The sequence below is a fragment of the Achromobacter insuavis genome (assembly GCF_902859645.1).
Lineage (GTDB): Bacteria > Pseudomonadota > Gammaproteobacteria > Burkholderiales > Burkholderiaceae_B > Achromobacter > Achromobacter insuavis.
Window position 1 is genome coordinate 214,521 of record NZ_CADIJR010000001.1, and the last position, 25,061, is coordinate 239,581.

Annotated in this window: 23 protein-coding genes; 11 read left to right on the forward strand and 12 right to left on the reverse strand. The window is 68.3% G+C overall.

Annotation, left to right across the window (positions count from 1 at the left end; translation table 11 throughout):
- Positions 1-10: 10 nt before the first annotated feature.
- Both H0523_RS00995 and lolA read left to right on the forward strand, forming a co-directional pair.
- Positions 11-2,389, forward strand: a complete 2,379-nt coding sequence (locus H0523_RS00995; RefSeq protein WP_156350367.1) for a DNA translocase FtsK — start codon at positions 11-13, stop codon at positions 2,387-2,389.
- Positions 2,389-3,024 carry an outer membrane lipoprotein chaperone LolA gene (gene lolA, locus H0523_RS01000; protein WP_054433031.1) on the forward strand — a complete coding sequence of 212 codons (636 nt, stop codon included), beginning with the start codon at positions 2,389-2,391 and terminating at the stop codon, positions 3,022-3,024. The genes H0523_RS00995 and lolA overlap by 1 nt, the downstream gene beginning before the upstream one ends.
- Positions 3,025-3,464: 440 nt before the next feature.
- Here the strand turns inward: lolA and H0523_RS01005 are convergent, their stop codons facing one another.
- From H0523_RS01005 to H0523_RS01045, 9 genes are all read right to left on the reverse strand, one after another.
- The gene (locus tag H0523_RS01005; protein WP_054433033.1) at positions 3,465-3,899 is read right to left on the reverse strand and encodes a RidA family protein; all 435 of its coding nucleotides are present in this window, start codon (positions 3,897-3,899) and stop codon (positions 3,465-3,467) included.
- Between the two features lies 1 nt (position 3,900).
- Positions 3,901-5,382, reverse strand: a complete 1,482-nt coding sequence (locus H0523_RS01010; RefSeq protein ID WP_054433035.1) for an N-acyl-D-amino-acid deacylase family protein — start codon at positions 5,380-5,382, stop codon at positions 3,901-3,903.
- A 14-nt stretch (positions 5,383-5,396) separates the two neighbouring features.
- Entirely contained in the window at positions 5,397-6,269 is an 873-nt protein-coding gene (locus H0523_RS01015; RefSeq protein ID WP_054433037.1) for a MurR/RpiR family transcriptional regulator, read from the reverse strand.
- Between the two features lie 31 nt (positions 6,270-6,300).
- Positions 6,301-7,302, reverse strand: coding sequence for an ABC transporter ATP-binding protein (locus H0523_RS01020; RefSeq protein ID WP_054433040.1), 1,002 nt, complete (start codon positions 7,300-7,302; stop codon positions 6,301-6,303).
- Positions 7,299-8,306: an ABC transporter ATP-binding protein gene (locus tag H0523_RS01025; RefSeq protein ID WP_054433042.1), complete on the reverse strand. Its 1,008-nt coding sequence runs from the start codon at positions 8,304-8,306 to the stop codon at positions 7,299-7,301. Before H0523_RS01025 ends, H0523_RS01020 begins: the two co-directional genes overlap by 4 nt.
- A gap of 2 nt (positions 8,307-8,308) precedes the next feature.
- Complete coding sequence (locus H0523_RS01030; protein ID WP_054433045.1) at positions 8,309-9,178, reverse strand: ABC transporter permease; 870 nt, start codon at positions 9,176-9,178, stop codon at positions 8,309-8,311.
- Between the two features lie 120 nt (positions 9,179-9,298).
- Positions 9,299-10,240, reverse strand: a complete 942-nt coding sequence (locus H0523_RS01035) for an ABC transporter permease (protein ID WP_054433046.1) — start codon at positions 10,238-10,240, stop codon at positions 9,299-9,301.
- Between the two features lie 84 nt (positions 10,241-10,324).
- Positions 10,325-11,884: an ABC transporter substrate-binding protein gene (locus H0523_RS01040; protein WP_054433048.1), complete on the reverse strand. Its 1,560-nt coding sequence runs from the start codon at positions 11,882-11,884 to the stop codon at positions 10,325-10,327.
- A 143-nt stretch (positions 11,885-12,027) separates the two neighbouring features.
- Positions 12,028-13,299 (reverse strand): amino acid deaminase, encoded by a 1,272-nt coding sequence (locus tag H0523_RS01045; RefSeq protein WP_054433050.1) that lies wholly within the window; start codon positions 13,297-13,299, stop codon positions 12,028-12,030.
- A gap of 230 nt (positions 13,300-13,529) precedes the next feature.
- Here H0523_RS01045 and H0523_RS01050 point away from each other — a divergent pair, with 230 nt between their 5' ends.
- From H0523_RS01050 to H0523_RS01065, 4 genes are all read left to right on the forward strand, one after another.
- Positions 13,530-14,321 (forward strand): deaminated glutathione amidase, encoded by a 792-nt coding sequence (locus tag H0523_RS01050; RefSeq protein WP_082385573.1) that lies wholly within the window; start codon positions 13,530-13,532, stop codon positions 14,319-14,321.
- A gap of 135 nt (positions 14,322-14,456) precedes the next feature.
- Positions 14,457-15,797, forward strand: coding sequence for a replication-associated recombination protein A (locus H0523_RS01055; RefSeq protein WP_054433052.1), 1,341 nt, complete (start codon positions 14,457-14,459; stop codon positions 15,795-15,797).
- Positions 15,798-15,839: 42 nt separating this feature from the next.
- Positions 15,840-17,186, forward strand: a complete 1,347-nt coding sequence (gene serS, locus H0523_RS01060) for a serine--tRNA ligase (RefSeq protein ID WP_054433054.1) — start codon at positions 15,840-15,842, stop codon at positions 17,184-17,186.
- Positions 17,187-17,480: 294 nt separating this feature from the next.
- Complete coding sequence (locus H0523_RS01065) at positions 17,481-17,729, forward strand: hypothetical protein (RefSeq protein WP_082380555.1); 249 nt, start codon at positions 17,481-17,483, stop codon at positions 17,727-17,729.
- Between the two features lie 256 nt (positions 17,730-17,985).
- Here the strand turns inward: H0523_RS01065 and H0523_RS01070 are convergent, their stop codons facing one another.
- Together H0523_RS01070 and H0523_RS01075 are read right to left on the reverse strand one after the other, a co-directional pair.
- On the reverse strand, positions 17,986-18,324 hold the full coding sequence (locus tag H0523_RS01070; RefSeq protein WP_054433055.1) for a virulence factor: 339 nt from the start codon (positions 18,322-18,324) through the stop codon (positions 17,986-17,988).
- Between the two features lie 349 nt (positions 18,325-18,673).
- Complete coding sequence (locus tag H0523_RS01075; protein WP_054433058.1) at positions 18,674-19,177, reverse strand: ASCH domain-containing protein; 504 nt, start codon at positions 19,175-19,177, stop codon at positions 18,674-18,676.
- A 190-nt stretch (positions 19,178-19,367) separates the two neighbouring features.
- On the opposite strand from H0523_RS01075, the gene H0523_RS01080 reads away from it, so the two are divergent.
- Both H0523_RS01080 and H0523_RS01085 read left to right on the forward strand, forming a co-directional pair.
- A complete protein-coding gene (locus H0523_RS01080; RefSeq protein WP_054433060.1) occupies positions 19,368-19,568 on the forward strand; it encodes a hypothetical protein in 201 nt (66 codons plus the stop codon).
- Between the two features lie 38 nt (positions 19,569-19,606).
- Positions 19,607-20,806 carry an amidohydrolase family protein gene (locus H0523_RS01085; RefSeq protein ID WP_054433061.1) on the forward strand — a complete coding sequence of 400 codons (1,200 nt, stop codon included), beginning with the start codon at positions 19,607-19,609 and terminating at the stop codon, positions 20,804-20,806.
- Positions 20,807-20,847: 41 nt separating this feature from the next.
- On the opposite strand, the gene H0523_RS01090 is transcribed toward H0523_RS01085, so the two are convergent.
- Positions 20,848-21,723, reverse strand: a complete 876-nt coding sequence (locus H0523_RS01090) for a LysR family transcriptional regulator (RefSeq protein WP_054433063.1) — start codon at positions 21,721-21,723, stop codon at positions 20,848-20,850.
- Positions 21,724-21,881: 158 nt separating this feature from the next.
- Between H0523_RS01090 and H0523_RS01095 the strand changes: the two genes are divergently transcribed.
- The 3 genes from H0523_RS01095 (at position 21,882) to H0523_RS01105 (ending at position 25,014) form a co-directional block, all read left to right on the forward strand.
- Positions 21,882-23,009, forward strand: coding sequence for a mandelate racemase/muconate lactonizing enzyme family protein (locus H0523_RS01095; protein WP_054433092.1), 1,128 nt, complete (start codon positions 21,882-21,884; stop codon positions 23,007-23,009).
- Positions 23,010-23,022: 13 nt separating this feature from the next.
- Complete coding sequence (locus H0523_RS01100) at positions 23,023-23,931, forward strand: dihydrodipicolinate synthase family protein (protein WP_054433064.1); 909 nt, start codon at positions 23,023-23,025, stop codon at positions 23,929-23,931.
- Positions 23,932-24,033: 102 nt separating this feature from the next.
- On the forward strand, positions 24,034-25,014 hold the full coding sequence (locus H0523_RS01105) for a Bug family tripartite tricarboxylate transporter substrate binding protein (protein WP_054433065.1): 981 nt from the start codon (positions 24,034-24,036) through the stop codon (positions 25,012-25,014).
- The last annotated feature ends 47 nt before the right edge of the window (positions 25,015-25,061 follow it).

Here is a 25,061-nt window from a genome sequence, read left to right on the forward strand (position 1 = left end):
AATGAGCCGCATGCCGCGTATCTCGACTGCTTCTCCGCGCGCTTCGCGCAACACCCGCAACGGGCCTTCGCCGCTGCAGACGCGTATCTCCGCGTTGCTGCGCGAAGCCCGCTGGATCCTCTTCGCCGCCCTGGCCGCCTGGCTCACGCTGGTGCTGGCCACCTGGAGCGCCGCCGACCCGGGCTGGTCCCATTCCGTCCCCGCCGGGACCATCCATAACAGGGGCGGAACCCTCGGCGCCTACCTGGCGGACATCCTGCTGTACCTGTTCGGTTTCTCCGCCTGGTGGTGGGTCATCCTGCTGCTGCACCGGGTGCGGGCGGGTTACCGCCGCCTCGCCAGCCATCTTCGCGTTACCAATGGTAAGCAGCCGGAAGTGTTGCCGCGCGTCCACTGGGAAGAGGGCATCGGCTTCTTCCTGCTGCTGATCGGCTCGCTGGGCATGGAAGCCCTGCGTCTGGCCAGCCGCGGCACCCACCTGCCGGGCGCCTCGGAAAGCGCCAGCGGCGCCGGCGGCGTCATCGGCCACACCCTGGCCGACCTGATGGGCCGCAGCATCGGTTTCACCGGCAGCACGCTGGCCTTCCTGGTGATGCTGGCGATCGGCCTGAGCCTGTTCTTCTCGTTCTCGTGGCTGACCGTGGCCGAGCGCGTCGGCTCCTGGCTCGAAGGCCTGGTGCGCCGGGTGCGCAATTCCTACGCCGCGCGCGAAGACCGCAAGGTCGGCGAGGTGGCCAAGGCCGTGCGCACCGAGCAGGTGGTGGCCAAGCAGGAAAAGCTGGTGCATGAACAACCGGTGCGCATCGAGCCGGCGATCACCGTGGTGCCCAAGTCCGAACGCGTCGAAAAGGAAAAGCAGCAATCGCTGTTCTTCGCCCCGCCGCCGGGCGGCGAGGGCGACCTGCCGGCCATCAGCCTGCTGGATCCGCCCCTGGCCAACCAGGAAACCGTGTCGGCCGAGACCATCGAATTCACCTCGCGCCTGATCGAAAAGAAACTGGCCGACTTCGGCGTGTCCGTCACCGTGGTGGCGGCGCAGGCCGGCCCGGTCATCACGCGTTACGAAATCGAGCCGGCCACCGGCGTCAAGGGCAGCCAGATCGTCAACCTGGCCAAGGACCTGGCGCGCGCGCTCAGCCTGGTCAGCATCCGGGTGGTGGAAACCATTCCGGGCAAGAACCTGATGGGCCTGGAACTGCCCAACCCGCGCCGCCAGGTGGTGAAGCTGTCCGAGATCCTGGGGTCGCAGACCTATCACGCCAGCCATTCGGTGGTGACCATGGCGCTGGGCAAGGACATCGCCGGCAACCCGGTGGTGGCCGACCTGGCCAAGATGCCGCACCTGCTGGTGGCGGGCACCACCGGATCGGGCAAGTCGGTCGGGATCAACGCCATGATCCTGTCGCTGCTGTACAAGGCCGACGCCTCGCACACCCGCCTGATCCTGATCGACCCGAAGATGCTCGAAATGAGCGTCTACGAAGGCATTCCGCACCTGCTGGCGCCGGTGGTCACGGACATGCGCCATGCCGCCAATGCGCTGAACTGGTGCGTGGGCGAAATGGAGAAGCGCTACCGCCTGATGAGCAAGATGGGCGTGCGCAACCTGGCCGGCTACAACACCAAGATCCGCGACGCCATCAAGCGCGAGGAACCGATCCCGAATCCGTTCTCGCTGACGCACGACCAGCCCGAGCCGCTGTCGCCGCTGCCCACCATCGTGGTGGTCATCGACGAGCTGGCCGACCTGATGATGGTGGTGGGCAAGAAGATCGAAGAACTGATCGCCCGCCTGGCGCAGAAGGCGCGCGCGGCCGGCATTCACCTGATCCTGGCGACGCAGCGTCCCAGCGTCGACGTCATCACCGGCCTGATCAAGGCCAACATCCCGACCCGCATCGCCTTCCAGGTGTCGTCCAAGATCGACTCGCGCACCATTCTCGACCAGATGGGCGCGGAGACCCTGCTGGGCCAGGGCGACATGCTCTACATGCCGCCGGGCACCGGCCTGCCGGTGCGCGTGCACGGCGCCTTCGTCAGCGATGACGAAGTGCACCGCGTGGTCGAAAGCCTGAAGGCGCAGGGCGAGCCGAACTATGTCGAGGGCCTGCTGGAAGGCGGGCTGGACGGCGACGGCGGCGAAGGCGCCAGCAGCGTCACCGGCATCGGCGGCGACGCCGAGTCGGACCCGATGTACGACCAGGCCTGCGAGGTGGTGCTCAAGCATCGCCGCGCCTCGATCTCGCTGGTGCAGCGCCACCTGCGCATTGGTTACAACCGTGCGGCGCGGTTACTGGAACAGATGGAGCAATCGGGTATCGTGTCGGCGATGCAGTCCAATGGCAACCGGGAGATCCTGGTGCCCGCCGCCGCTCGAGAGGAAGCATGATGAAGACGTTTCGTGGCCTGGCCGCCGGCCTGGCCTTCTGCCTGGTCCCGGCGTTGACGCCGGCCGCGGCGATGGCCGCCAGCGCGCAGGAACAGTTGCGCGCGTTCGTGGGGTCGGTGACGGCGGCGACGGGCGCGTTTTCCCAATACACCGTCAATACGCAGGGGCGCACGCAGCCGGCGCAGACGGGCGTGTTCTCGTTCCAGCGGCCGGGCAAGTTCAAGTGGGCGGTGCAGAAGCCCTACGAGCAGCTGGTGATCTCGGACGGCAAGCAGGTGTTCCAGTTCGATCCGGACCTGGCGCAGGTGACCGAGCGCAAGGTGGATGCCGCCATCGGGACGTCGCCGGCGGCGATCCTGTTCGGGTCGGGGTCGCTGGAGCAATCGTTCGATGTGTCGGCGTTGCCGTCCAAGGATGGCATCGATTGGCTGCGGGCGAAGCCGCGCACGGCGGATGCGGGGTTCTCCCGGGTGGATATCGGCATGAAGGACAATCTGCCGGTGCGGGTGGAGCTGCTGGATTCGTTCGGGCAGACGACGCGGGTGGATCTTTCCGGGATCGTTCCCAATCCCAAGCTTGGGGAGGGGGAGTTTCGGTTTGTGGCGCCTAAGGGCGTGGATGTTGTCAAGATGTAGTTGGGCGGTGGTGTTTGCTTCGTAGGCCGCCCGGCACGGGGCGCGCAGGCGGTGAGCGCGCCAACGATTGCGGTCCGGAGCGTTCGCTCCGGACTTTCCCTTTGTCATCTTCGTTGTCGCCTGCGGCGACTGCCTTCAGATTCCCTCGGGCGCATCGACGGCGCGCTCACCGCCTGCGCGCCCCGCGCCGGGCTACGGGTTTCGAGAAATGCGGCGCTGCTGGATCGCAGGGGGATGAGAGAGGTTTGCGTTGCCCGCAAAAAAAGGCCGCCCGGGCGGCCTTTTTTTGCATACGTGGCGTCTTGCGTCGTGATGCTGGTCGCTGCGCGCTTGCGGCGAGGTGTGGGCGGTGTTACCTGAAGCGCGCAGCGGATGGCTGGTGCCAGGAGGGACGCCCGGCCGTCCGAAGGCCGGGCAGCCCCCTTGGGGGGCCAGCTAGCTCACGCAGTGAGCGCGGCGTGGGGGCGTTTATAGGCCACGCAGTCGATTTCTACTTTCGCATCCACCATCAGCGGCGACTGCACGCAGGCGCGGGCGGGGGGATTTGCGCCGAAGTATTCCTTGAAGACCTTGTTGAACGAGGGGAAGTCGCGGGCGTCGTCGAGCCAGACGCCGCAGCGGACGACGTGTTCGGGGCCGTAGCCGGCTTCCTTGAGGATCGCGAGGACCTGCTGGATGGCCTTGTGGGACTGGGCGACGGTGCCGCCTTCGATGACTTCGCCGTTTTCCATCGGGACCTGGCCCGAGACGTAGAGCCAGCCGTCGGCGGCGACGGCGCGGGCGAAGGGCATGTGGGAGCCGCCTTGGCCGGTGCCGCCGGCGACGCCGTAGCGGGTGATGCCGTTGTTGTCGGCGGTGGGGGTGGTGCTGCTCATGTCAGGGCTCCTGGAGGGCGGGGGTGGAGGCGGCGAAGCTGGCGCGCAGGTCGCCGTTGCGGGGCAGCCAGCGGCCGGCGCGGTCGCCGGTGGGTTGGCCGTGGCGGTAGGACAGGACGCCGTTGACCCAGACGGCCTCGATGCCGGCGGCGGTCTGGACGGGGGCGGCGAAGGTGGCGCGGTCGATGACGGTGGCGGGGTCGAACAGCACCAGGTCGGCGTGGAAGCCCGTGCGCACCAGGCCGCGTTCGGCCAGGCCGAAGCGGGCGGCGGACAGGCCGGTCATCTTGTGGACGGCCTCGGGCAGCGGGAACAGGCCGACGTCGCGGCTGTAGTGGCCGAGCACGCGCGGGAAGGCGCCCCACAGGCGCGGGTGCGGCATGGGATCGTTGGGCAGGCCGTCGGAGCCGACCATGGTGAGCCGGTTCGACAGCACGCGGCGCACGTCGTCCTCGTGCATGTTGTGGTACACGGCGCCGGCCGGTTGCAGGCGCTTCGCCGCTTCCAGTAGCGTCACGCCCCAGTCGGCGGCGATGGCGGACAGTTTGCGGCGGGCCTGTTCGGGGTGCGGCACCGACCAGGTGATGTCGATGTCGAATTCGTCGGTGACCTGCTTGAGGTCGAGCGTGGACGAGCTGGCCGAGTACGGATAGCAGTCGCAGCCCACGTGCTGCATGCGGCCGGCGTTCTCCAGCTTGAACAGCACTTCCTTGGTGCGGCCCCAGTTGCCGGCGCCGGCGCACTTCAGGTGCGACACCACCACCGGCACGCGGGCGTGCAGGGCGATGTCGAAGGCTTCCTGCATGGCTTCCAGGATGGCGGCGAATTCCGAGCGCAGGTGGGTGGTGTAGAGCGCGCCGAATTCGTCCAGGACTTCGGCCAGCAGCTTGACCTCGGCGGTGTCGGCCTCGATCGCCGAGCCGTAGGCCAGGCCGGTGCTCAGGCCGATGGCGCCATGGGCCAGGGCTTCGCGCAGCTGCTCGCGCATGGCCAGCACCTCGTCGCGCGTGGCACTGCGGTCGAGGCGGTCCATGTGGTTGTTGCGCAGGGCGGTGTGGCCGACCAGCGCGGCCACGTTCACGGCGGGATGCGCGGCCTCGATGGCGCGGGTGTAGTCGGCGAAGGTCGGGTAGGCGAAGTCGTCGCGCTGGCCCAGCAGGTTCATCGGGTCGGGCGGCTCGCCGCGCAGCGAGACCGGCGAGGCGCTGATGCCGCAGTTGCCCACCACCACCGTGGTCACGCCCTGCGACAGCTTGGGCAGCATGCCGGGGGTGCGGATGACGTTGGTGTCGTCGTGGGTGTGGACGTCGATGAAGCCGGGCGCGAGCGCCAGGCCGGCGCCGTTGATGATCTGCCCCGCCGGCTGGCCGGACAGGTCGCCGATCGCCGCGATGCGGCCGCCGGAGAGCGCGACGTCGGCGGTGTATTCGGCGCCGCCCGAGCCGTCGAGCACGCGGACATTGCCGATGAGGGTGTCGTACATCTTGATTTCCAGGTTCAGTCGCCCAGCGGCAGCCGGTTGGGGCCGCCGCGGTGTTCGTCCAGCGCCAGCTTGATGCGGCGCAGGCGTTCGCGGTTCTCTTCTTGGTTCAGCATCGCCAGCTCGGTCGACAGCAGGTCGATCGCCAGCATCATGGCGTAGCGCGAGGCCGAGGGCTTGTAGATGAAGTCGGTTTCGTCGGTGCGGATCGGCAGCACCACGTCGGCCAGCTTGGCCAGTTCCGAGGTGGCGTCGGTGACGGCGACGATGCGGGCGCGGTACTGCTTGACGATGCGCGCCGCGCCGACGATTTCGGGCGTCAGGCCCGAGGCCGACAGGATCACCACGGCATCGCGCTCGTCGAGCGTGGCGGCCACCATGCGCAGCAGCACGGCGTCGCTGTAGACCGCGATCGGATAGCCCAGGCGCACCAGGCGCGATTGCACTTCCTGCGCCAGCACGGCCGAGGCGCCGCCCATGCCGAACACGTAGACCATGCGGGCGCCGTCGACGATGGCGGCGGCGGCCTCGAACAGCGGCTCGGTGAAGGTCGGCAGGTGGGCGCGCAGCGTGCTTTCGATGTCGGCGTAGATGCGCGCGTAGAACGTGCTTTCCTCGGCCGGCGTGCCCTGGTCCAGGAAGCGGCTGCCCACGGTGCTGGCCTGCGCCAGCTTCATCTTCAGGTCGCGGGTGTCGTCGCAGCCCACGGTGCGGGCAAAGCGCGAGATGGTGGCGATGCTGACGCCGGCCTTGGCCGCCAGCTGGTCCACGGTGGCGCTGGCGCTCCAGATGATGTTGTCCAGGATGGCGTCGGCGACCTTGCGCTCGGTCACGCTCAGGTCGTCCCGGCGGCTGCGTATCTGGAAGACGATGTCGCGGATGATGTTCATGTGGTGTTCCTGGATCGATGCGGGCGGGGCGCTACGCGGCCAGTTCGGGATCGCCGAGGCGCGAACAGGCCGCGAAATGGCCCGGGCCGACGTTGACGTCGCGCGCCTCGGTCGTGGCGCAGGCATCGATGGCGTGCGGGCAGCGGGTGCGGAAGACGCAACCCGACGGCGGGTTGACCGGGCTGGGGATGTCGCCCTTGAGCAGGATACGCGAACGCGGCGCGCGCGGATCCGGCACCGGCGCGGCCGACAGCAGCGCGCGGGTATAGGGATGGCGCGGCCGCGCGTAGACCTCGCTGGTCGGGCCGCGTTCCATGACGCGGCCCAGGTACATCACCACCACCTCGTCGCACAGGTAGTCGACCACGGCCAGGTCGTGCGCCACGAACAGCATGGTCAGGCCCAGGTCGCGCTGCAAGTCCTGCAGCAGGTTCAGCACCTGCGCCTGCACCGACACGTCCAGCGCCGAGACCGGTTCGTCGGCCACGATGAAGTCGGGCTCGACCGCCAGGGCGCGGGCGATGCCGATGCGCTGGCGCTGGCCGCCCGAGAACTCGTGCGGATAACGGCGGCTGTGATCGGCGTTCAGGCCGACGCGTTCCAGCAGTTCGCCGATACGGGCCTCGCGGCGGTGCTGCGCGAGTCGATGGGTGTCGAGCGCCTCGCCCAGGATCTCGGCCACCGTCATGCGCGGGTTGAGGCTGGCGTAGGGGTCCTGGAACACGATCTGCATGCGGCGGCGCCACGGCAGCATCTCTTTCTCGGACAGTTTGGTGAGGTCCTGGCCGTCGAACAGCAGGCGGCCGGCGGTGGGCGCGAACAGGCGCAGCAGGGCGCGGCCGGTGGTGGTCTTGCCGGAACCGGACTCGCCCACCAGGCCGACGATGGTGTTGCGCGGCACGTCGAAGCTGACCCCGTCCACCGCCCGCACCACCGGCGCGTTGCGCGCCTGCGAGGTGGGGAAGTGGACCTTCAGGTCCTCGATGCGCACCAGCGGCTCGGCGGCGCGCGCGGGTTGGGGGCTTGCGGTCATAGCGGGGTCACCTTGATGCAGCGGGCGCGGTGCTGGTCCTGCACCGCCACCAGTTCGGGCACGTCGCGGCGGCAGCTGTCGTCGGCCTGCGCGCAGCGCGGCGCGAAGGTGCAGCCGGCCGGCAGCGACAGCACGCTCGGCACGTTGCCCGGGATGGCGCGCAGGCGCTCGCCCGAGGCCAGCAGCGCCGCGGTCGGCAGACAGGACAGCAGGCCGCGGGTGTAAGGATGGGTGGGCTTTTCGAACAGGTCGTAGACGCCGGCGTCCTCGACCACGCGGCCGGCGTACATCACCGCCACGCGATGCGCGATCTCGGCCACCACGCCCAGGTTGTGGGTGATGAACAGGATGCTCATGTTCATCTCGGCCTGCAGCCGGCGCAGCAGGTCCAGGATCTGGGCCTGCACCGTCACGTCCAGCGCGGTGGTGGGTTCGTCGGCGATCAGCACGGCCGGATTGCAGGCCAGCGCCAGGGCGATCATGACGCGCTGGCGCATGCCGCCGGACATCTGGTGCGGATACTCGTTGACGCGCCGGTCGGCCGCAGGGATCTCGACGCGGTCGAGCATGTCGCGGGCGCGTTTCATGGCCGCCGCGTGCGAGCCGCCCTCGTGCTGCAGCACGGCCTCGGCGATCTGGTCGCCCACCGTGTACAGCGGGTTCAGGCTGGTCATCGGCTCCTGGAAGATCATGGCGATCTCGGCGCCGCGGATGCGGCGCAGCGTGGCCGGCGAGGCGTGGGCCAGGTCGTGTTCCTGGCCGCGGCGGTCGCGGAAACGGATCTTGCCCGCTTCGATGCGGCCGGCCGGCTTGGGCAGCAGGCCCATGATGGACAGGCTGGTGACGGACTTGCCGGAGCCGGATTCGCCGACGATGGCCAGCGTTTCGCCGCGGGCCAGGTCGAAGGTGACGCCGTCGACCGATTTGGCGACGCCGTCGCGGCTGTGGAACCAGGTCTTCAGGCCTTCCACCGACAGCACGATGTCTCGGGTGCTTGCGGTCATGATTACAGCTCCTTGCGCAGGCGCGGATCGAGCACGTCGCGCAGGCCGTCGCCGACCAGTTGCAGCGACAGCACCGACAGGACGATGGCGATGCCAGGGAAGATCATGATCCAGTCGGCCGAGCCCATGTATTGCTGGCCGGCGTTGATCATGGTGCCCCAGGTGGGGATGTCGGGCGAGACGCCCACGCCGAGGAACGACAGGCCGGCTTCGGCCAGGATCGCGTAGGCGAAGATGAAGGTGCCCTGCACCAGGATCGGCGACAGCAGGTTGCGCAGCACGTGCACGGTGACGATGCGCCAGGTCGACACGCCCAGCGCGCGGGCGGCCTCGACGAACGGCAGCTCGCGGATCACCAGGGTCGAGGCGCGCACGATGCGGGCCAGGCGCGGCGTGTAGACGATGCCCAGCGCGATCACCACGTTCACCAGCGACGGCCCCAGCGCGGCCACCAGCGAGATCGCCAGCAGGATGTCGGGGAAGGCCATCATGGCGTCGATCAGGCGCGACACGAACTTGTCGGCCGAGCGGAAGAAGCCGGCGATCAGCCCCAGCGCGATGCCCAGCACGCTGGACACGATCACCACCGAGAAGCCGACCAGCAGCGACAGCCGGCCGCCATAGATGACGCGGCTGAACACGTCGCGGCCGAAGTCGTCGGTGCCGAACCAGTGCACGGCGCCGGGCGCCTTGAGGCGGTTCATGATGGACAGCTTGAACGGGTCGTAGGGGCTGACCCAGGGCGCCAGCAGCGCCGCGGCCACCAGCACGATCAGCACGATCAGGCTGATCAGCACGGTCTTGCGGGACACCAGCAGGCGCAACACCTGCCAGCGGTCCGCGCCGGCGTTAACGGTAGTTGGATTAGTCATTTCGGTCGTTTCGTTCGCAACACTTCCAAGCGGGGCCACCGCGGAGCCGGCTTTGCCGGGCCGCCCGCGGCGCCTCCTTGAGGGGGAGGCGCCGAAGGCGCGTCGAGGGTGGGTTCATCATCAGTAACGGACGCGCGGATCGACCAGCAGGTACAGCAGATCGATGAACAGGTTGATGAGCACGTAGATGGCCGCGATGATCAGCAGGGCGCCCTGGATGACGGGATAGTCGCGGCGCAGCACGGCCGACACCACCAGGCTGCCCACGCCCGGCAGGCCGAACACGGTCTCGGTGACGACGGCGCCGCTGATCAGCAGGGCGGTGGTCAGGCCCAGCACCGTCAGGATCGGGATCAGCGCGTTGCGCACGGCGTGCTTCAGGATCACGCGGGTCTCGGTCAGGCCCTTGGCGCGCGCGGTGCGCACATAGTCGTCGCGCAGCACGTCCAGCATGCTGGCGCGGATGAAGCGGGTGATCAGCGCCGAGTTCACCAGCCCCAGCACCACCGCCGGCAGGATCAGGTGCGACACGCGCGTGGCGAACGAGGCGTCCGGGCCGCCATAGCCCGACACCGGCAGCCAGCCCAGCTTGACGGAGAACAGCTGCATCAGCAGCAGGCCCAGCCAGAAGCTCGGCACGCTGGAGGTGAACATCGAGAACGACAGCACCGACTGGTCCAGCGTGGTGCCGCGCTTGACCGCCGACAGGATGCCCACCGGCAACGCGATCAGCGTGGCGATGAACAGCGACATCAGCGTCAGCAGCAGGGTCGGCTCGGCGCGGTCGGCCAGCGCCGCCAGCACCGGCTTGTTCATGAAGATGGATTGGCCCAGGTCGCCCTGCGCCAGCTTGCCCAGCCATGACACGTATTGCACGGGCAGGGGGCGATCCAGCCCTAGCTGGTGTTCCAGCGCGGCGATGTCGGCCTGGCTGGCCTGGGGGCCGAGCATCACGGCGGCGGGGTTGCCGGGCGTGACGCGGATGATGACGAACACGATGGTCGCGACGATGAACATCACGGCCACCAGCCCGACCAGCCGGTTCAAGAGATAACGCAACACAGTGGCATCCTAAAGATCGGCGCGCCGACGCGGGCGCTGGGATGGCGGCGGGGCAGGCCGGCTCGGCCCGCCCCGCGGCGCGGCTTACTTCGGCGCCTTCCAGGCGTTCCAGAAGAACGGCCACGGTGCCGGCTTGACGCCTTGCAGCGACGGCGAACGGGCGGCCTGCGCATTGAAGTCGCCGACCTTCACGAACGGCACTTCGTCATACACGGCCTGCTGCACGTCGGCCCAGCGCTTGACGCGCTCTTCCTGGGTGCGGGCCTGGTTGAAGGCATCCATCACCTGCGCGCGGCGCGGCGTGTCCCACCAGCCCGGCGCGTCCTTGGACGGGAAGTCGATCAGCGCGGGCTCGGGCAGGAACACGCTGTGGGTGATGAAGATGTCCCACACGGCCGGATCCTGGCGGCGCTGCGTCAGCGTGGCCCAGTCCACCACCTGCATGTCCACCGTGAAGCCGGCGGCCTTCAGGTATTCCGCGGCCACCAGCGCCATCTTGTAGTGGAACTCGTACTGCTGGCTGGTCAGGATGCGGATCTTCTTGTCGGCCACGTTGGCGCTGTCCAGCAGCTTCTTGGCCGCGGCGGCGTCGCCCTTGTTGTAGACCTTGCCGCCCAGCGACGTGGCCCACGGGTAGCCTTCCGGATAGAGGTCGCCGTTGAGCTTGTAGAAGTCCTTGTTGCCGAAGGCGGCGTACAGCATGTCCTCTTCGTTCAGCGCCAGCTGCACGGCCTGGCGCACCGCCAGGTTGGACATGATGCCCTGCTTGGTGTTGAGCACCAGGCGCGGCCAGCCGAAGGGCTTGAGCATCACCGGGTCGGAGCGGCCGCCCTTGAGCTTGTCGAGCGCTTCCACCGGCAGCGAGTCGACGTAATCGAACTGGCCCGCGGCGGCGGCTTCGGAGCGGGTGTTGGCGTTGCCGACCGGCACGAAGCGGATCTCGTCCAGGTATTGCTTGCGCGCGCCGCCGTAGCCGTCGGGCTCGCCTTCGCGCTGCTTGTAGCCCTCGAAACGGGTCAGCTGGATGTACTGGTCCGGCACGCGCGCCTTGAGCTGGTAGGGGCCGGTGCCGACGATCTCGGTCAGCACCGGGGCAATCTTGCCCTTGGGCATGATCACGGCGGCGGCGTTGTTCATGGCCAGCAGCGCGGTCAGCGGCGCGTAGGGCTGCTTGAGCGTGATGCGGATGGTGTTGGCGTCGGGGGCCTCGATGTTGGCGATGACCTTGGCGGCCATCTTGCCGCGCGTGGCGGTCTCGGTCCAGCGCTTGAGCGAGGCCAGCACGTCCGACGAATCCATCTTGGAGCCGTCATGGAAGGTGATGCCCTGGCGCAGCGCGATGGTGTAGACCAGGCCGTCCGGCGTCACATCCGGCATCTTGTCGGCCAGCAGCGGCGTCAGGTTCCACTTGGCGTCGAAGGTGTACAGCGTTTCGAAGAAGTGCTGGGTCAGGATGCCCACCAGGTCGGCGGTGCTGCTCATCGGGTCGAGCGTCGGCGGCTCGCCGATGGTGGCGACGGAAATCGTGCCTCCCTTGACCGGCGTGGCACAGAGGGCGGGGGTCGACAATGCGGTCAAGCCAATTGCGCCGGCCGCGAGCAGGCTCTTCAGCCCACCGCCTCGCCGGGAGGTACGGAAGTTCATGATTCTCTCTCCAGAGGGTCAAAAACAGGTTGTCGCGTAATTCGGAAAAGGCGCCGGGTGCCCGAGTGCTGTCTTGCCCCCCCGGGACGTGGGGCTTGTTCGTATCGCAAGGGAGCCGCGCGCGGGGCGCGCGGGTGCGGCGGTCAGAAGAAGGTGTCGGCCACGTCGATGACGCGGTACTGCTCGTCCACCAGCAGCACCTGGCGCCACTTGTCGAACGTCAGGCAGGGGTGGGAGATGTCGAAAGCGATCATGTCGCCGACCTGGATGTCGTCCGCGTCGCCGATCTGCATGAAGGCGTGCTGGTCCATCATGGCGGTGAGTTTCCAGTGCGCCGGCGCGGCGCCGGGAGCGCCGTCCTGGCCGGGGCGATGGCGCAGCGACGGCGTCGGCAGGCCCGCATCGAAGGCGGCGTCGCGCTTGCCCAGGGCCACGATGGCGCGGCCCGGCTCCGGCAGCGACTGCACGTAGGCCCAGACCTGCAGCGCGGGCTGCAGGCCCGGCTCCATCTTGTGGGCCACCGGGTTGTGGGCGTTGATGCGCTCGGCGGCCGAGCGGTAGACGCCGACGTCGTGCGACAGGTAACAGCCCGGACGCAGCACGATTTCCAGCGGCGCGCCGATGTCCAGTTGCGAGAATTCCTCGGCCACCACGTCGAACCAGGCCGAACCGGCGCCGGAGATCAGGGCGGGGCCGTGCTTGCGCAGGCGGCCGGCGGTCGCCAGGCCGCGCAGCGCGTCGGTGGCGCGGCGCAGGAAGGCGCGGATCGCGCTTTCCTCCTGCAGCACGCCTTCGTAGACTTCGATGCCGGCCAGCGCCAGGCCGGGCCAGCGGCCGATTTCCTCGACCACGGCCTGCAATTGCGCGTCGTCGCGCACGCCGGTGCGGCCGCCGTTCGGGCCCAGTTCGATCAGCACCGGCAGCACCAGGCCCTGCTCGCCGAAATAGCGGCCCAGCTGGGCGGCGTTGGCGGCCGAGTCGACGATGCAGAAATAGGTGAATGCCGGATCGCGCAGCAGGTTGGCGATCAGCGCCATGTTGGCGCGGCCGACCAGCTGGTTGGCCATCAGCACCCGGCGGATGCCGTGGTTGTAGGCCGCCACCACCTGCGGCGCCGTGGCCAGGGTGATGCCCCAGGCGCCGTTGTCGATCTGGCGCTGGAACAGCGCCGGGCTCATGGTGGTCTTGCCGTGCGGCGCCAGCTTGACGCGGTACGCCTCCATGAAGCGCTGCATCCATTGCAGGTTGTGGCGCACGCGGGCCTCGTACAGCACCGCCACCGGCAGGCTGACGTCCTCGGCCAGCAGGTTCCAGTTCAGCGCCGCCACGTCGGCGTTGGTACAGGAGGCGGGAAACGCGCCCAGGCCCTTGCCGTTGACGTCCAGGGGGGCTGCGGTGATCGAGGATTGGGGCATGGCGGGCGCTCGTGGCTGGAAAATATTTACGTCAAATCCGTTTTTTTTCATTATCGTGAAAGAAATTTACAAGCGGGAGTTGGGAGTTACCCGTAGTCGGCGCTTGCCGTGGCGGTCGGCGGCCGTCGCCCGCCAGGCGATCCGGCAGGCCGCTGCCCTCTCGCGGCCATTGGCGCGACAATAGGAAATCCGCGGCGCTGCCTGTTTGCCGCCCCACACAAGGAAGAGTCATGCTGAAAGTCGCTTTGGGCCAGTTCGCCGTCAGCCGCGTCTGGGAAGAAAACGCCCAGGTCTGCGTCGATCTCATGGCGCGCGCCCGCGAGGGCGGCGCCGGCCTGCTGGTGCTGCCCGAGGGCATCCTGGCGCGCGACATCACCGACCCGCAGATCGTGCTGAAGGCCGCCCAGCCGCTGGACGGCCCCTTCATGACGCGCCTGCTCGAAGCCAGCCGCGGCTCGTCGCTGGCCACCATGATGTGCGTGCACGTGCCGACCGGCGACGGCCGGGTCTGGAACACCCTGGTCACGCTGCAGGACGGCCGCATCGTGTCGCAGTACCGTAAGCTGCACCTGTACGACGCCTTCACCATGAAGGAATCCACCAACGTCACGCCCGGCAACGACATTCCGCCGCTGCTGGAGATCGGCGGCCTGAAGGTCGGCCTGATGACCTGCTACGACGTGCGTTTCCCCGAGCTGGCCCGGCGCCTGGCGCTGGACGGCGCCGACCTGCTGGCGCTGCCGGCGGCCTGGGTGCGCGGTCCGTTGAAGGAAAAACACTGGGAAGTGCTGGTGACGGCGCGCGCGCTGGAAAACACCTGCTATGTCGCCGCCACCGGCGAGTGCGGCGAACGCAATATCGGCTGCAGCATGGTGGTGGATCCGCTGGGCGTGGTCACCGCCCAGGCCGGCGAGGCCCCGGCGCTGGTGTTCGCCGACATCGATCCCGAGCGCCTGGCGCATGCCCGCAAGGTGCTGCCGGTGCTGGCCAACCGCCGTTTTTCCACGCCGGAACTGGCCTGAGGCGCGGGTTTTCCGAGCGGGCGGCGGGCGGGGCCGCCCGCGTCGGCTTCCGGTCCGGTCGACGGGGGCGCGGGGCGGCCGGACATGTTGTAATACTGGCTTGATTTTCTTGCCGTCTTCCCTCATCTGCTGCCAATGAGCAACGATCTCTTCGCGGCCGATCCCGCCCATCGGCCCTACGTGCCCCTGGCCGAGCGCCTGCGTCCGCGCACGCTGGCCGACGTCGTCGGCCAGTCGCACCTGCTGGGGCCGGACAAGCCGCTGCGCGTGGCGTTCGAGTCGGGCCGTCCGCACTCCATGATCTTCTGGGGCCCGCCGGGCGTGGGCAAGACCACGCTGGCGCGCCTCATGGCCGACGGCTTCGACGCCCAGTTCATCGCCATTTCCGCCGTGCTGGGCGGCGTCAAGGACATCCGCGACGCGGTCACGGTGGCGCAGGTGGCGCAGGGCCAGGGCCGCCGCACCATCCTGTTCGTCGACGAGGTGCACCGCTTCAACAAGGCGCAGCAGGACGCGTTCCTGCCCTACGTCGAAAGCGGGCTGTTCACCTTCATCGGCGCGACCACCGAGAACCCTTCGTTCGAGGTCAATTCGGCGCTGCTGTCGCGCGCCCGCGTCTACGTGCTGCAGTCGCTCACGCCTGAAGAGCTGCAGCAACTGGTCGACCGCGCCATCACCGCGTTCAACGAAGGCCACGACGAAGGCGCCCGCATCCTCATCGACGCCGACGCGCGCGAGCAGCTGGCGGCCTGGGCCGACGGCGACGCGCGCCGCCTGATCAGCGCGGTCGAGGTGGTGGCCGAATCGGCCCAGGCCGCCGGCCGCGACACGGTGGACGCGGCCTGGCTGGAGATCTCGCTGTCGCAGAACCTGCGACGCTTCGACAAGGGCGGCGACGCCTTCTACGACCAGATCAGCGCGCTGCACAAGTCGGTGCGCGGCTCCAATCCCGACGCCGCGCTGTACTGGTTCTGCCGCATGATCGACGGCGGCGCCGATCCCAAGTACCTGTCGCGCCGGCTGGTGCGCATGGCGGTCGAGGATATCGGCCTGGCCGACCCGCGCGCCACCGACCTGGCGGTCAATGGCGCCGACATCTACGAACGACTGGGGTCGCCCGAGGGCGAGCTGGCGCTGGCGCAGGCGGTGGTCTACATGGCCTGCGCGGCCAAGTCCAACGCCGTCTACAACGCCTACAACCAGGCGCGCAAATTCGCCGCCGAACACGGCAGCGCGCCGGTGCCGATCCACCTGCGCAACGCGCCCACCAAGTTGATGAAACAATTGGGCCATGGCAAGGCCTATCGCTATGCCCACGACGAGCCGCATGGCTACGCCGCGGGCGAGCAATATTTCCCCGATGGGCTCAAGCCTTCCTTCTACCGGCCGACCGATCGCGGCCTGGAGGCTAAAATCCAGCAGAAGTTGGCATTTCTGCGCGAGCTGGACGCGGAAGAACGTGCCAAGAAACGGTAACGGGCCACGCCCGTTGCTTCCCGCAATCTCACCGACATCACCATGCTAGACCCGATACTGCTGCGCAAAGACCTGCAAACCGTCGTAGACCGCCTCAAGAGCCGTGGCGTGTCCTTCGACACGGAACGGTTCAACGAGCTGGAGTCTCGCCGCAAGGCGGTCCAGACCGAAACCGAATCCCTGCAAGCCCGCCGCAACGCGCTGGCCAAGCAGATCGGTCAGCTCAAGGCCAAGGGCGAGGACGCCAGCGCCGTCATGGCCGAATCGCAGGCCGTGCCCGAGCGCCTGAAGCAGCTGGAAGAAGCGCTGGCCGCCCTGCAGCAGCCGCTCAACGAGCTGCTCATGTCGGTGCCGAACCTGCCGCACGCCAGCGTGCCGCTGGGCGAATCCGCCGACGACAACGTCGAAGTGCGCCGCTGGCTGCCCGCCGCGGCCGGCGCCGACGGCAACCCGCCGGCGCTGCCGTTCGAGGCGCGCGACCACGTCGCCCTGGGCGAACCGCTGGGCCTGGACTTCGACATGGCCGCCAAGCTTTCGGGCGCGCGCTTCTCGTTCATGCGCGGCCCGATCGCGCGCCTGCACCGCGCGCTGTCGCAGTTCATGCTTGACCTGCAGACCGGCACGCACGGCTACACCGAGTGCTACACCCCGTACATCGTCAACGCCTCGACGCTCTACGGCACCGGCCAGCTGCCCAAGTTCAAGGACGACATGTTCGCCGTGTCCAAGGGCGGCGGCGACGACGATCCCAAGGTCGACGAGCACGGCAAGCCCTTCGTGCGTGAAGACCAGTACCTGATCTCCACCTCGGAAATCACGCTGACCAGCGTGGCCCGCGACACCATCCAGGCCGCCGCCGACCTGCCGCTCAAGCTCACCGCCCACACGCCGTGCTTCCGTTCCGAAGCCGGCAGCGGCGGCCGCGACACGCGCGGCATGATCCGCCAGCACCAGTTCGACAAGGTCGAAATGGTGCAGATCACGCAGCCGGACCAGTCCTACGAGGCGCTGGAAGACATGGTCGGCCACGCCGAGCGCGTCCTGCAGCTGCTGGGGCTGCCGTACCGCGTGGTGTTGCTGTGCACCGGCGACATGGGCTTCGGTTCGGCCAAGACCTACGATCTGGAAGTCTGGCTGCCGGCGCAGAACACCTGGCGCGAGATTTCGTCGGTGTCCAACTGCGAGACCTTCCAGGCCCGCCGCATGCAGGCGCGTTTCCGCAATGCCCAGGGCAAGCCGGAATACGTGCACACGCTGAACGGTTCCGGCCTGGCCGTGGGCCGCGCGCTGGTGGCCGTGCTGGAAAACCACCAGCAGGCCGACGGCAGCATCCTGGTGCCGGAGGCGCTGCAGCCCTACATGGGCGGCCTGACGGTATTGAAGCCCTGACGCCGATACCGCGCGCAATGAAAAACGGAGCCCTCGGGCTCCGTTTTTTATTGCCGCCGCGAGGGCGGCACGCTGCTTGCTGATAACGCAAGTCGGCCACACGGCGGATGGCGGGATAATCCGCCTTATTTATGATCGAGACATAATTCTGTCGTCTCGAGAGATTATCTTCACGACCTGAGTGCTTGATTTTGATGTGAGCAATTGTGTATTTTCAATAAAAGGGCCGGATAGTTCGGCACAATACACCTGCGTTCGACACGCATCATTCACTTATATAACAAGGAGTTGTCCATGACTTCAAGAATGATTGGAGATTTTCGTGTGAGATGCTCTGTGGCTCAGGATGACGAGCAGGGCTTTCGGGTGCAGATATGGACCCGCCGCGTAGGCGGAACCGCACCGGAAAAATGCTGGACCGTGCCGGGACAGGCGCCGTTCGCCAGCTTGCACGAAGCCGAGCAGGAGAGTCGGCAGTTGTTTGAAGAAATCAATGGTGTTCGTTTCAACGGTGAACCGGAGTTTGCTCATGCGTCCGCATAATGGCTGGTGGCGGGCCTCCAGCGCCCCGCGCCGCTGGATTGACCTCGTTCAGGAATCGTCGCGTTGGGCCGCGGGCAAGCCCGCCCCGGCGCCGCAACAACCGCCGGCCGTCGTGGCTGGCAAATCCGTTCAGGTCCCCGCGGCCTGACCCGCTTTCCGCGGCGTACCGGAAATTACGCCGCAGAAAAAAAAGGCCACTCGAAGGAGTGGCCTTTGTCTTTCAGGGCGCCGGCATGACTGGCCCGGCGCGGAGCGATCAGCGGTGCCAGCCGCCGCGGCCGTGGTAGTAGCCCGGGCCGGGGCCGCGCCAGTAGCCGCCATGGTGGCCCCAGTAGCCGCCGCCGCGGATGTAGACCGGCGCCGGGTACACCACCGGGGGCGCGACGTACACGGGCGCCGGGCGGTAGTAGACCGGGGGCGGGGGCGCATAGACGGGCGCCGGCGCCACGTAGACGGGCGCGGGCGCCGCATAGACCGGCGCCGGGTACACGACCCCGGGGACGCCGATCGAGATGCCGACGTCGACGCGGGCCAACGCGACGCTGGAGATCAGCAGGCCGGCGACACCGGCCCCAGCGATTAGCCATTTTTTCATGTTGCACCTGCCTACTGCGTTATGCAGCAAAGTTGAGTATTCCGTTGAGGCTATTTTCGGTCTTTTCGGATCGGCGTGGGTAAATGACCGTCCCTCAATAGCGACAATCCGCAACGGTTGCGGATGCGTTGCGGGCCCCCATGCTGCGGCGCGGCAGGCGGATTCCACTCTGGTAAACCCTCGGCTGAAATCGACTGAAATAAGGTGGAATGCGGTGAAGTACGGCGGCCAGGTTACAGCTGCTCACCATCGCCGCCGCCAAGTTCCCTGCAGGCAACACCGGTACGCCTGCGCCAGGCGGCCAATGCGCCAGCCACGCCGCCTGCGGGCTGTCCAGCGTCGACGCTACCTAGTTTTCGTCCGGTTGCTGACAGCGGAATTCGACCACCCAGACCCACGGATTGGCGGCCCAGGCGTGCGCGCCGTAGCGCTCGCACCAGGTCAAGGCAAACGCTGTTTGCAAGGGCACGCCTGGCAACAGCGCCGAGGCGTGATAAAGCGCTTGTGTGCCTTCGGCGCGCGCGTCGGCGTCCGACAGCTTTTGCAGGCGCTGGATGCGCACGCCGACGATGACCGCGTTGGCAAAAGGCTTGCCGGACTCGTCTTCGAGGGTGATGCTGTCTCCGGATTTACCATAGGGGCAACTGACCCAGGGAGAGGTCTTGCGCATTTCGCTCGATCCTTCCCGGACCGGACCCATGGCGACCCACTTGCCCGAGTCCGCAGCGTCGGCGTACCAGGCGGTCGTCGGTTTGGAGGGCTGCGGCTTGACGATGCGGCGGGTCTGCACCTTGGCGCCATCCAGGATGGCTTGCTTGAGCGGCTCGCTGAATTGGAGTGCCTGCCTTTTCATACCTGTGTTGTTCCCCTCGCGATCGACGCTTGCATACCCAAGGTTCTGCGGCCGAGTCGACGCGTGCCAACATGGCGGGCTCCGGAAGCCTCGCATGGAACAGTATGACGCGTCGCTGGCGCCATGTCAGGCAAAGGGTTACTTGTGTGTCTTTTTGAATACGTCGCAAGGATGTTTGTATACTCGACGCATGAATACTGACCTGCACGATCTCAAGCCCGGTTACTACTGGTACACCATGGCCAATGACCCGCTGGCCGTCATCCATATCCACGACGACGGTGGCGCCACGTTGATGGGCACCGACTATCGCCTGGGCGCCGAAGGCGTGGCGGACATGATCCGCCAGGGCCAGCGCTTCTTCTGGATCGAACCGCCCCAGCAAGGCTGAACGGACGCCGCCGCGTGCCGGCGGCGCCGGATACCTCCATGACCGACATGCTGTTAAACAACGTTCGCCTGCCCGATGGCGCGGCGGTCGACGTGCTGATTTCTGGCGACCGTATCGCCGGCATCGGCCCCAACCTGCAGGCGCCGCCCGATGCGACGCGCGAGCAGGGCGGCGGCGCGCTGCTGCTGCCCGGCCTGGTGGAAGGCCACACCCATCTGGACAAGACCACCTGGGATTCGCCGTGGTATGTGAACCAGGTGGGACCGGCGCTGACCGACCGCATCGACAACGAACGGGCCTGGCGCGCCGCCAGCGGCCATGACGCGGCCAGCCATGCGCGCGCGCTGGCGCTGGCCTTCCTGCGCGAGGGCGCCACCCGCATCCGCAGCCACGTCGATGTCGACACCGACGCCGGCCTGCGCCATCTGGACGGCGTGCACGCCACCCGCGAGGCCCTGGCCGGCCTGGTCGAGATCCAGACCGTGGCGTTTCCGCAGTCGGGCCTGCTGGTTCGGCCCGGCACCGCCGCCTTGCTGGATGCGGGCCTGGCCGCGGGCGCCGACGTGCTGGGCGGACTGGACCCCTGTGCCATCGACCGCGACCCGGCGCAATCGCTGGACGTGCTGTTCGGGCTGGCGGAAAAGCATGGCAAACCCCTCGATATCCACCTGCACGAGCCGGGCGACCTGGGCGCCTTCTCGCTCGACCTGATCCTGGACCGCGTGCAGGCGCTGGACATGCGCGGCCGCGTGGTCGTCAGCCACGCCTTCTGCCTGGGCGGCGTTGACGCCAAGCGGCTGGACGGCCTGCTCAAGCGCCTGGCCGCGCTGGATGTGGCGCTGCTGACCACGGCGCCGCCGTCGCGTCCTGTGCCGGCGCTGCGCGCCTGTCGCGAGGCCGGCGTGACGCTGTTCGGCGGCAACGACGGCATTCGCGATACCTGGACGCCTTACGGCAGCCCCGACATGCTGGCGCGCGCCATGATGATCGGCCTGCGCAACGACCTGCGCCGCGATGACGAGATCGGCTGGGCCTTCGACTGCGTCAGCGCCGCCGCGGCGCGCGCCTGTGGCTTCGCGGACTACGGGCTGGCGCCTGGCGCCCGCGCCGACCTGGTGCTGGTGGCGGCCAGCGGCGTGGCCGAAGCCGTGGCGCAGCGCGCGCCGCGTCGCCTGGTGATCTCTGGCGGCAAGGTGGTGGCGCGCAACGGCCAACTGAGGGCCGACCTGGCGGCATAAGGCGCGGCGGCCCCTGGCCGCATGCATGCCGCGCGGGCCGGTCAGCGCTCCGCCGCCTGGCGTTCCGCCATCTCCACGAACACCCGCATCAATTCCGAGCGCACGCCCGAGCGCGGCCAGATCGCGCCGACGCTGCGCGCCGGACAGGGGCCCGGCAGCGGCCAGCGCCTGACCGGGGCGGAAGCGCCCGTGGTGGCCCAGTCCGGCAGCAGCGCCACGCCCAATCCCTCCGACACCAGCTTGGCGATCGAGTCGATGCCGTCCAGCTCGAAGCGCACGTGCGGCCGCAGGTCGCGGGCGCGCAGGTAGTCGTCGGCCATGCGGCCGCCCACTACGCTGCGGTCGTAGCGGATATAGGGCTCGCGCGCGATCACCGCCAGCGGGTCGGGCACCACCATGTCGGCCGGCGTCACCAGCACCAGCGGCTCGCGCCGCAGGTCGCGCCAGACGCAGGACTTGGGCAGCGCGAACAGCGGGTGCACCAGCAGCGCGCCGTCCAGTTCGCCGGCCAGCACCTTGCTGTAGAGCAGGGTGGTGGGCGCCGGCTCGATATAGATCTCGATGTGGGGATGGCGCGCCGCCCAGGTGCGCAGCACCGGCGGCATGATGCCGGTCAGCGCCGTGGGCGTGGCGCCCAGGCGCAAGGGGCCGGCCGGCAGGTCGGACTCGGTGGCCGCCGAGCGCAGGTCGCGCAGATCGCGCAGCACGTTGCGGGCGCGTTCCAGGATGCGGGTGCCGGCCGCGGTCGGCTTGACCGTGCGGCCCGAGCGCGCGATCAGCGCGCTGCCCATGTCCGCTTCCAGCGCGCGCAGGCGCTGCTGCACGGTGGCCGGCGTCAGCCCCTGGTGGCGCGCGGCCTGCGCGATCGAGCCCAGCTCCACCACGTGCACATAGGTCTGCAGGAATCTCGAATCCATCGTCTGGCGCCCTGGGAAGATTTTTTTTCCATATTCTAAATATGGATCAAGATAATTGTTTGTTTCTTTGGCGGCGGCAAGAATGCGCTTGAGCGTTGCGCCGGCGCAAGGCGCGCCGGCAGCGCAACCCGCACTATTCCCGTTATCAGGAGCCAGCCGTGCCCATCATTGAATCCATCGACGTTTGCGCCGCCGCGGTGCCCTTGGACAAGGTCACCTCGTTTTCGAACCGCACCGTCTCCACCCGCCATTACGGACTGGTCAAGGTCCGCAGCGCCGATGGCGTCGAAGGCATCGGCTTCTGCTATGTCGGCAGCGCCGGCGGCGCGATCTTCGAGGCCGCCGTGCAGAGCCTGCTGGCGCCGGTGCTGCTGGGCAAGGACTCGCACGCGGTCGAAGGGCTGTGGCAGGCCATGTACCAGGAAGCCCTGCTGCAGGGGCGCCAGGGCACGGTGATGCGCGCGCTCAGCGCGCTCGACATCGCGCTGTGGGACCTGAACGCCAAGACCGCGGGGCTGCCGCTGCACAAGTTCCTCGGCGCGGTCGAGCTGGAGTCGGTGCCGGCCTACGCCAGCGGCGGCTACTACCTGGACGGCAAGACGCCGCAGCACCTGGGCGAGGAAATGGCCAGCTATGTCGCCAAGGGCTTTGGCGCCGTCAAGATGAAGACCGGGCGCCTGTCGCCGCGCGAGGAAGAGGCGCGGCTGAAGGCGGCGCGCGAGGCCGTCGGGCCGGACGTCGAGCTGATGATGGACTGCAACAACGCCTGGCAGGACGTGACCCAGGCCATGCAGTACATCCGCCGCTTCGAGCAGTACGAGCCGTACTTCATCGAAGAGCCGTTCGGCCCCGACGACATCGACAGCCACGCCAAGCTGGCGCGCCTGACGCACCTGCCTATCGCCACCGCCGAGATCGGCTACGGCCGCTGGTATCACAAGGAGCTGCTGGACAAGGGCGCGGCCGGCATCCTGCAGACCGACGCGGCGGTGTGCGGCGGCATCACCGAATGGAAGCGCATCGCGGCGACCGCGGCGAGCTACGGCGTGGTGGTGTGCCCGCACTGGTTCCACGACGTGCACGCGCCGCTGGTGGCCGCCACGCCCAATGCGCGTTATGTTGAATTTTTCTGGGACGACCAGGTCCTGAATTTCCGCAAGCTGGTGGACCGCCAACTGACCCACAAGCAGGGTCGCGTGGTGCTGCACCAGGAGCCGGGGTTGGGATTCGGTTTCGATGAACGCATGGTCGAACGCTACGGCAAGTGGACCCGTATCGGCCGCTGACAGGAGAGTCTTCATGAGCACACGAGCCGCGGGCCGGCCGCAAGGCGTCTATTCCCCGGTCCTCACGCCCTTCAACGCGGATCTGTCGCCCAGCGCGCCGCGCTTCGTCGGGCATTGCCGCGCGCTGCTGGAACAGGGCGCGGGGCTGGCGATCTTCGGCACCAACTCCGAGGCCAATTCGCTCAGCGTGGCGGAAAAGCGCCATCTGCTGGATGCCTTGCTGGATGCCGGCCTGCCGGCCGCGCGCATGATGCCCGGCACCGGCGCCTGCGCGCTGCCCGACGCGGTGGAGCTGACCCGCCACGCGGTCGGCGCCGGCTGCGGCGGGGTGCTCATGCTGCCGCCGTTCTACTACAAGGGCGTCAGCGACGAGGGCCTGTTCCGCGCCTTCGCCCACGTGATCGAGCGGGTCGCCGACGAGCGCCTGCGCATCTACCTGTATCACATCCCGCCGGTGTCGGGCGTGCCGATCAGCCTGGGCCTGATCGACCGGCTGCTGGGCGAATTTCCCGGCATCGTCGCCGGCATCAAGGACAGTTCCGGCGACTGGGCCAACACCCAGGCCATGCTGCGCGACTTCCAGCCGCGCGGCTTCGACGTGTTCGCCGGCACCGAAACGGTGTTGCTGGAAACCATGCGGGCGGGAGGCGCGGGCTGCATCACCGCCACCGGCAACGTCAATGCCGGCCCGATCGTCGCGCTGTACCGGTCGTGGCGCGAGGCCGGCGCCGAGGACCGGCAGCGCGCCCTGAACGAGACCCGCGCCATCTTCCAGTCGTACCCGATGATCCCGGCCATGAAAGCCGCGATCGCGCAGCGGCGCAACGATCCGGTCTGGGCCACGGTCCGGCCGCCGCTGGTGGAGCTGGACGCCGCGCAGTCGGCGCAACTGGCCCAGCGGCTGGCGGCGCCCGCGGCCTGACCGCGTCAGCAGGACCCGCAGGACGCCGCGGCCCAGCCGGCCGCGGCGGGCAAGGCTTACCAACAGTCGCCGGGCATGGACCCGGCGCGCGAGGAGACAACCATGCAACGTAGGGAATTCATTACCGGCGCCGCGGCGCTGGGGGCGGCGCTCGTCCTGCCATCGGCCAGGGCGCAGCAACCGCTGCCGCCGGGGCCGGTCAAGATCGTGGTGGGATTTCCGGCGGGCGGCGGCACCGATGTGCTGGCGCGCCTGCTGGGCCAGAAGCTGGGCGTGATGTGGGGCATCCCGGTGATCGTCGAGAACCGCGCCGGCGCGGCCGGCATCATCGCCGCCGAGCAGGTGGCGCGCCAGCCGCCCGATGGCAACACGCTGCTGATGGCGCATGTCAACAGCCACGGCATCGCGCCGGGCCTGCAGCCCAAACTGGCCTATTCGGCCGAGCGCGATTTCTCGCCGATCGCGCTGGTGGGCAAGACGCCGACGCTGCTGATCGGCGGCGCGGCGCAGCCGGCCAAGACGCTGCCCGAGCTGGTGGCGCTGTGCCGCGCGCAACCCGGCAAGATCATCTTCGGTTCGGCCGGCAGCGGGTCGGCGCAGCACTTGGCGCTGGAGATTTTCAAGGCCCGCGCCGGCATCGACGTGCTGCACGTGCCCTACAAGGGCTCGGCGCCGCTGATGAACGATCTGCTGGGCGGCCACGTGCAGTATTGCTTCGAGGGCATGACCACGGCCACGCCTTTGATCCAGTCCGGCAAGGTGCTGGCGCTGGCGCAGACGCTGCAGCAGCGTTCCAAGAGCCAGCCCGACGTGCCGACGGTGGCCGAGCAGGGCTACCCCGGGTTCGAGGCCAGCATCTGGTTCGGCATGGTGGGTCCGGCCAAAATGCCCGCCGACATGATCGCGCGCATGAACCAGGACATCGACCGCGTCCTGGCCATGGCCGACGTGCAGGAAAAGCTGGCGCAGGTTGGCGCGGAAGACGGCGGCGGCAGCGTGCAGCGCTTCGCCGACTTCATGCGCGACGAGCAGCGCAAGTACGCCAAGACCATCCAGGACGCGAAGATCGTGGCCGAGGGGTAGGGCGGGATTAGGGGAAAATACCGCGGCAAGCGTGCAAAGAAAAAGGC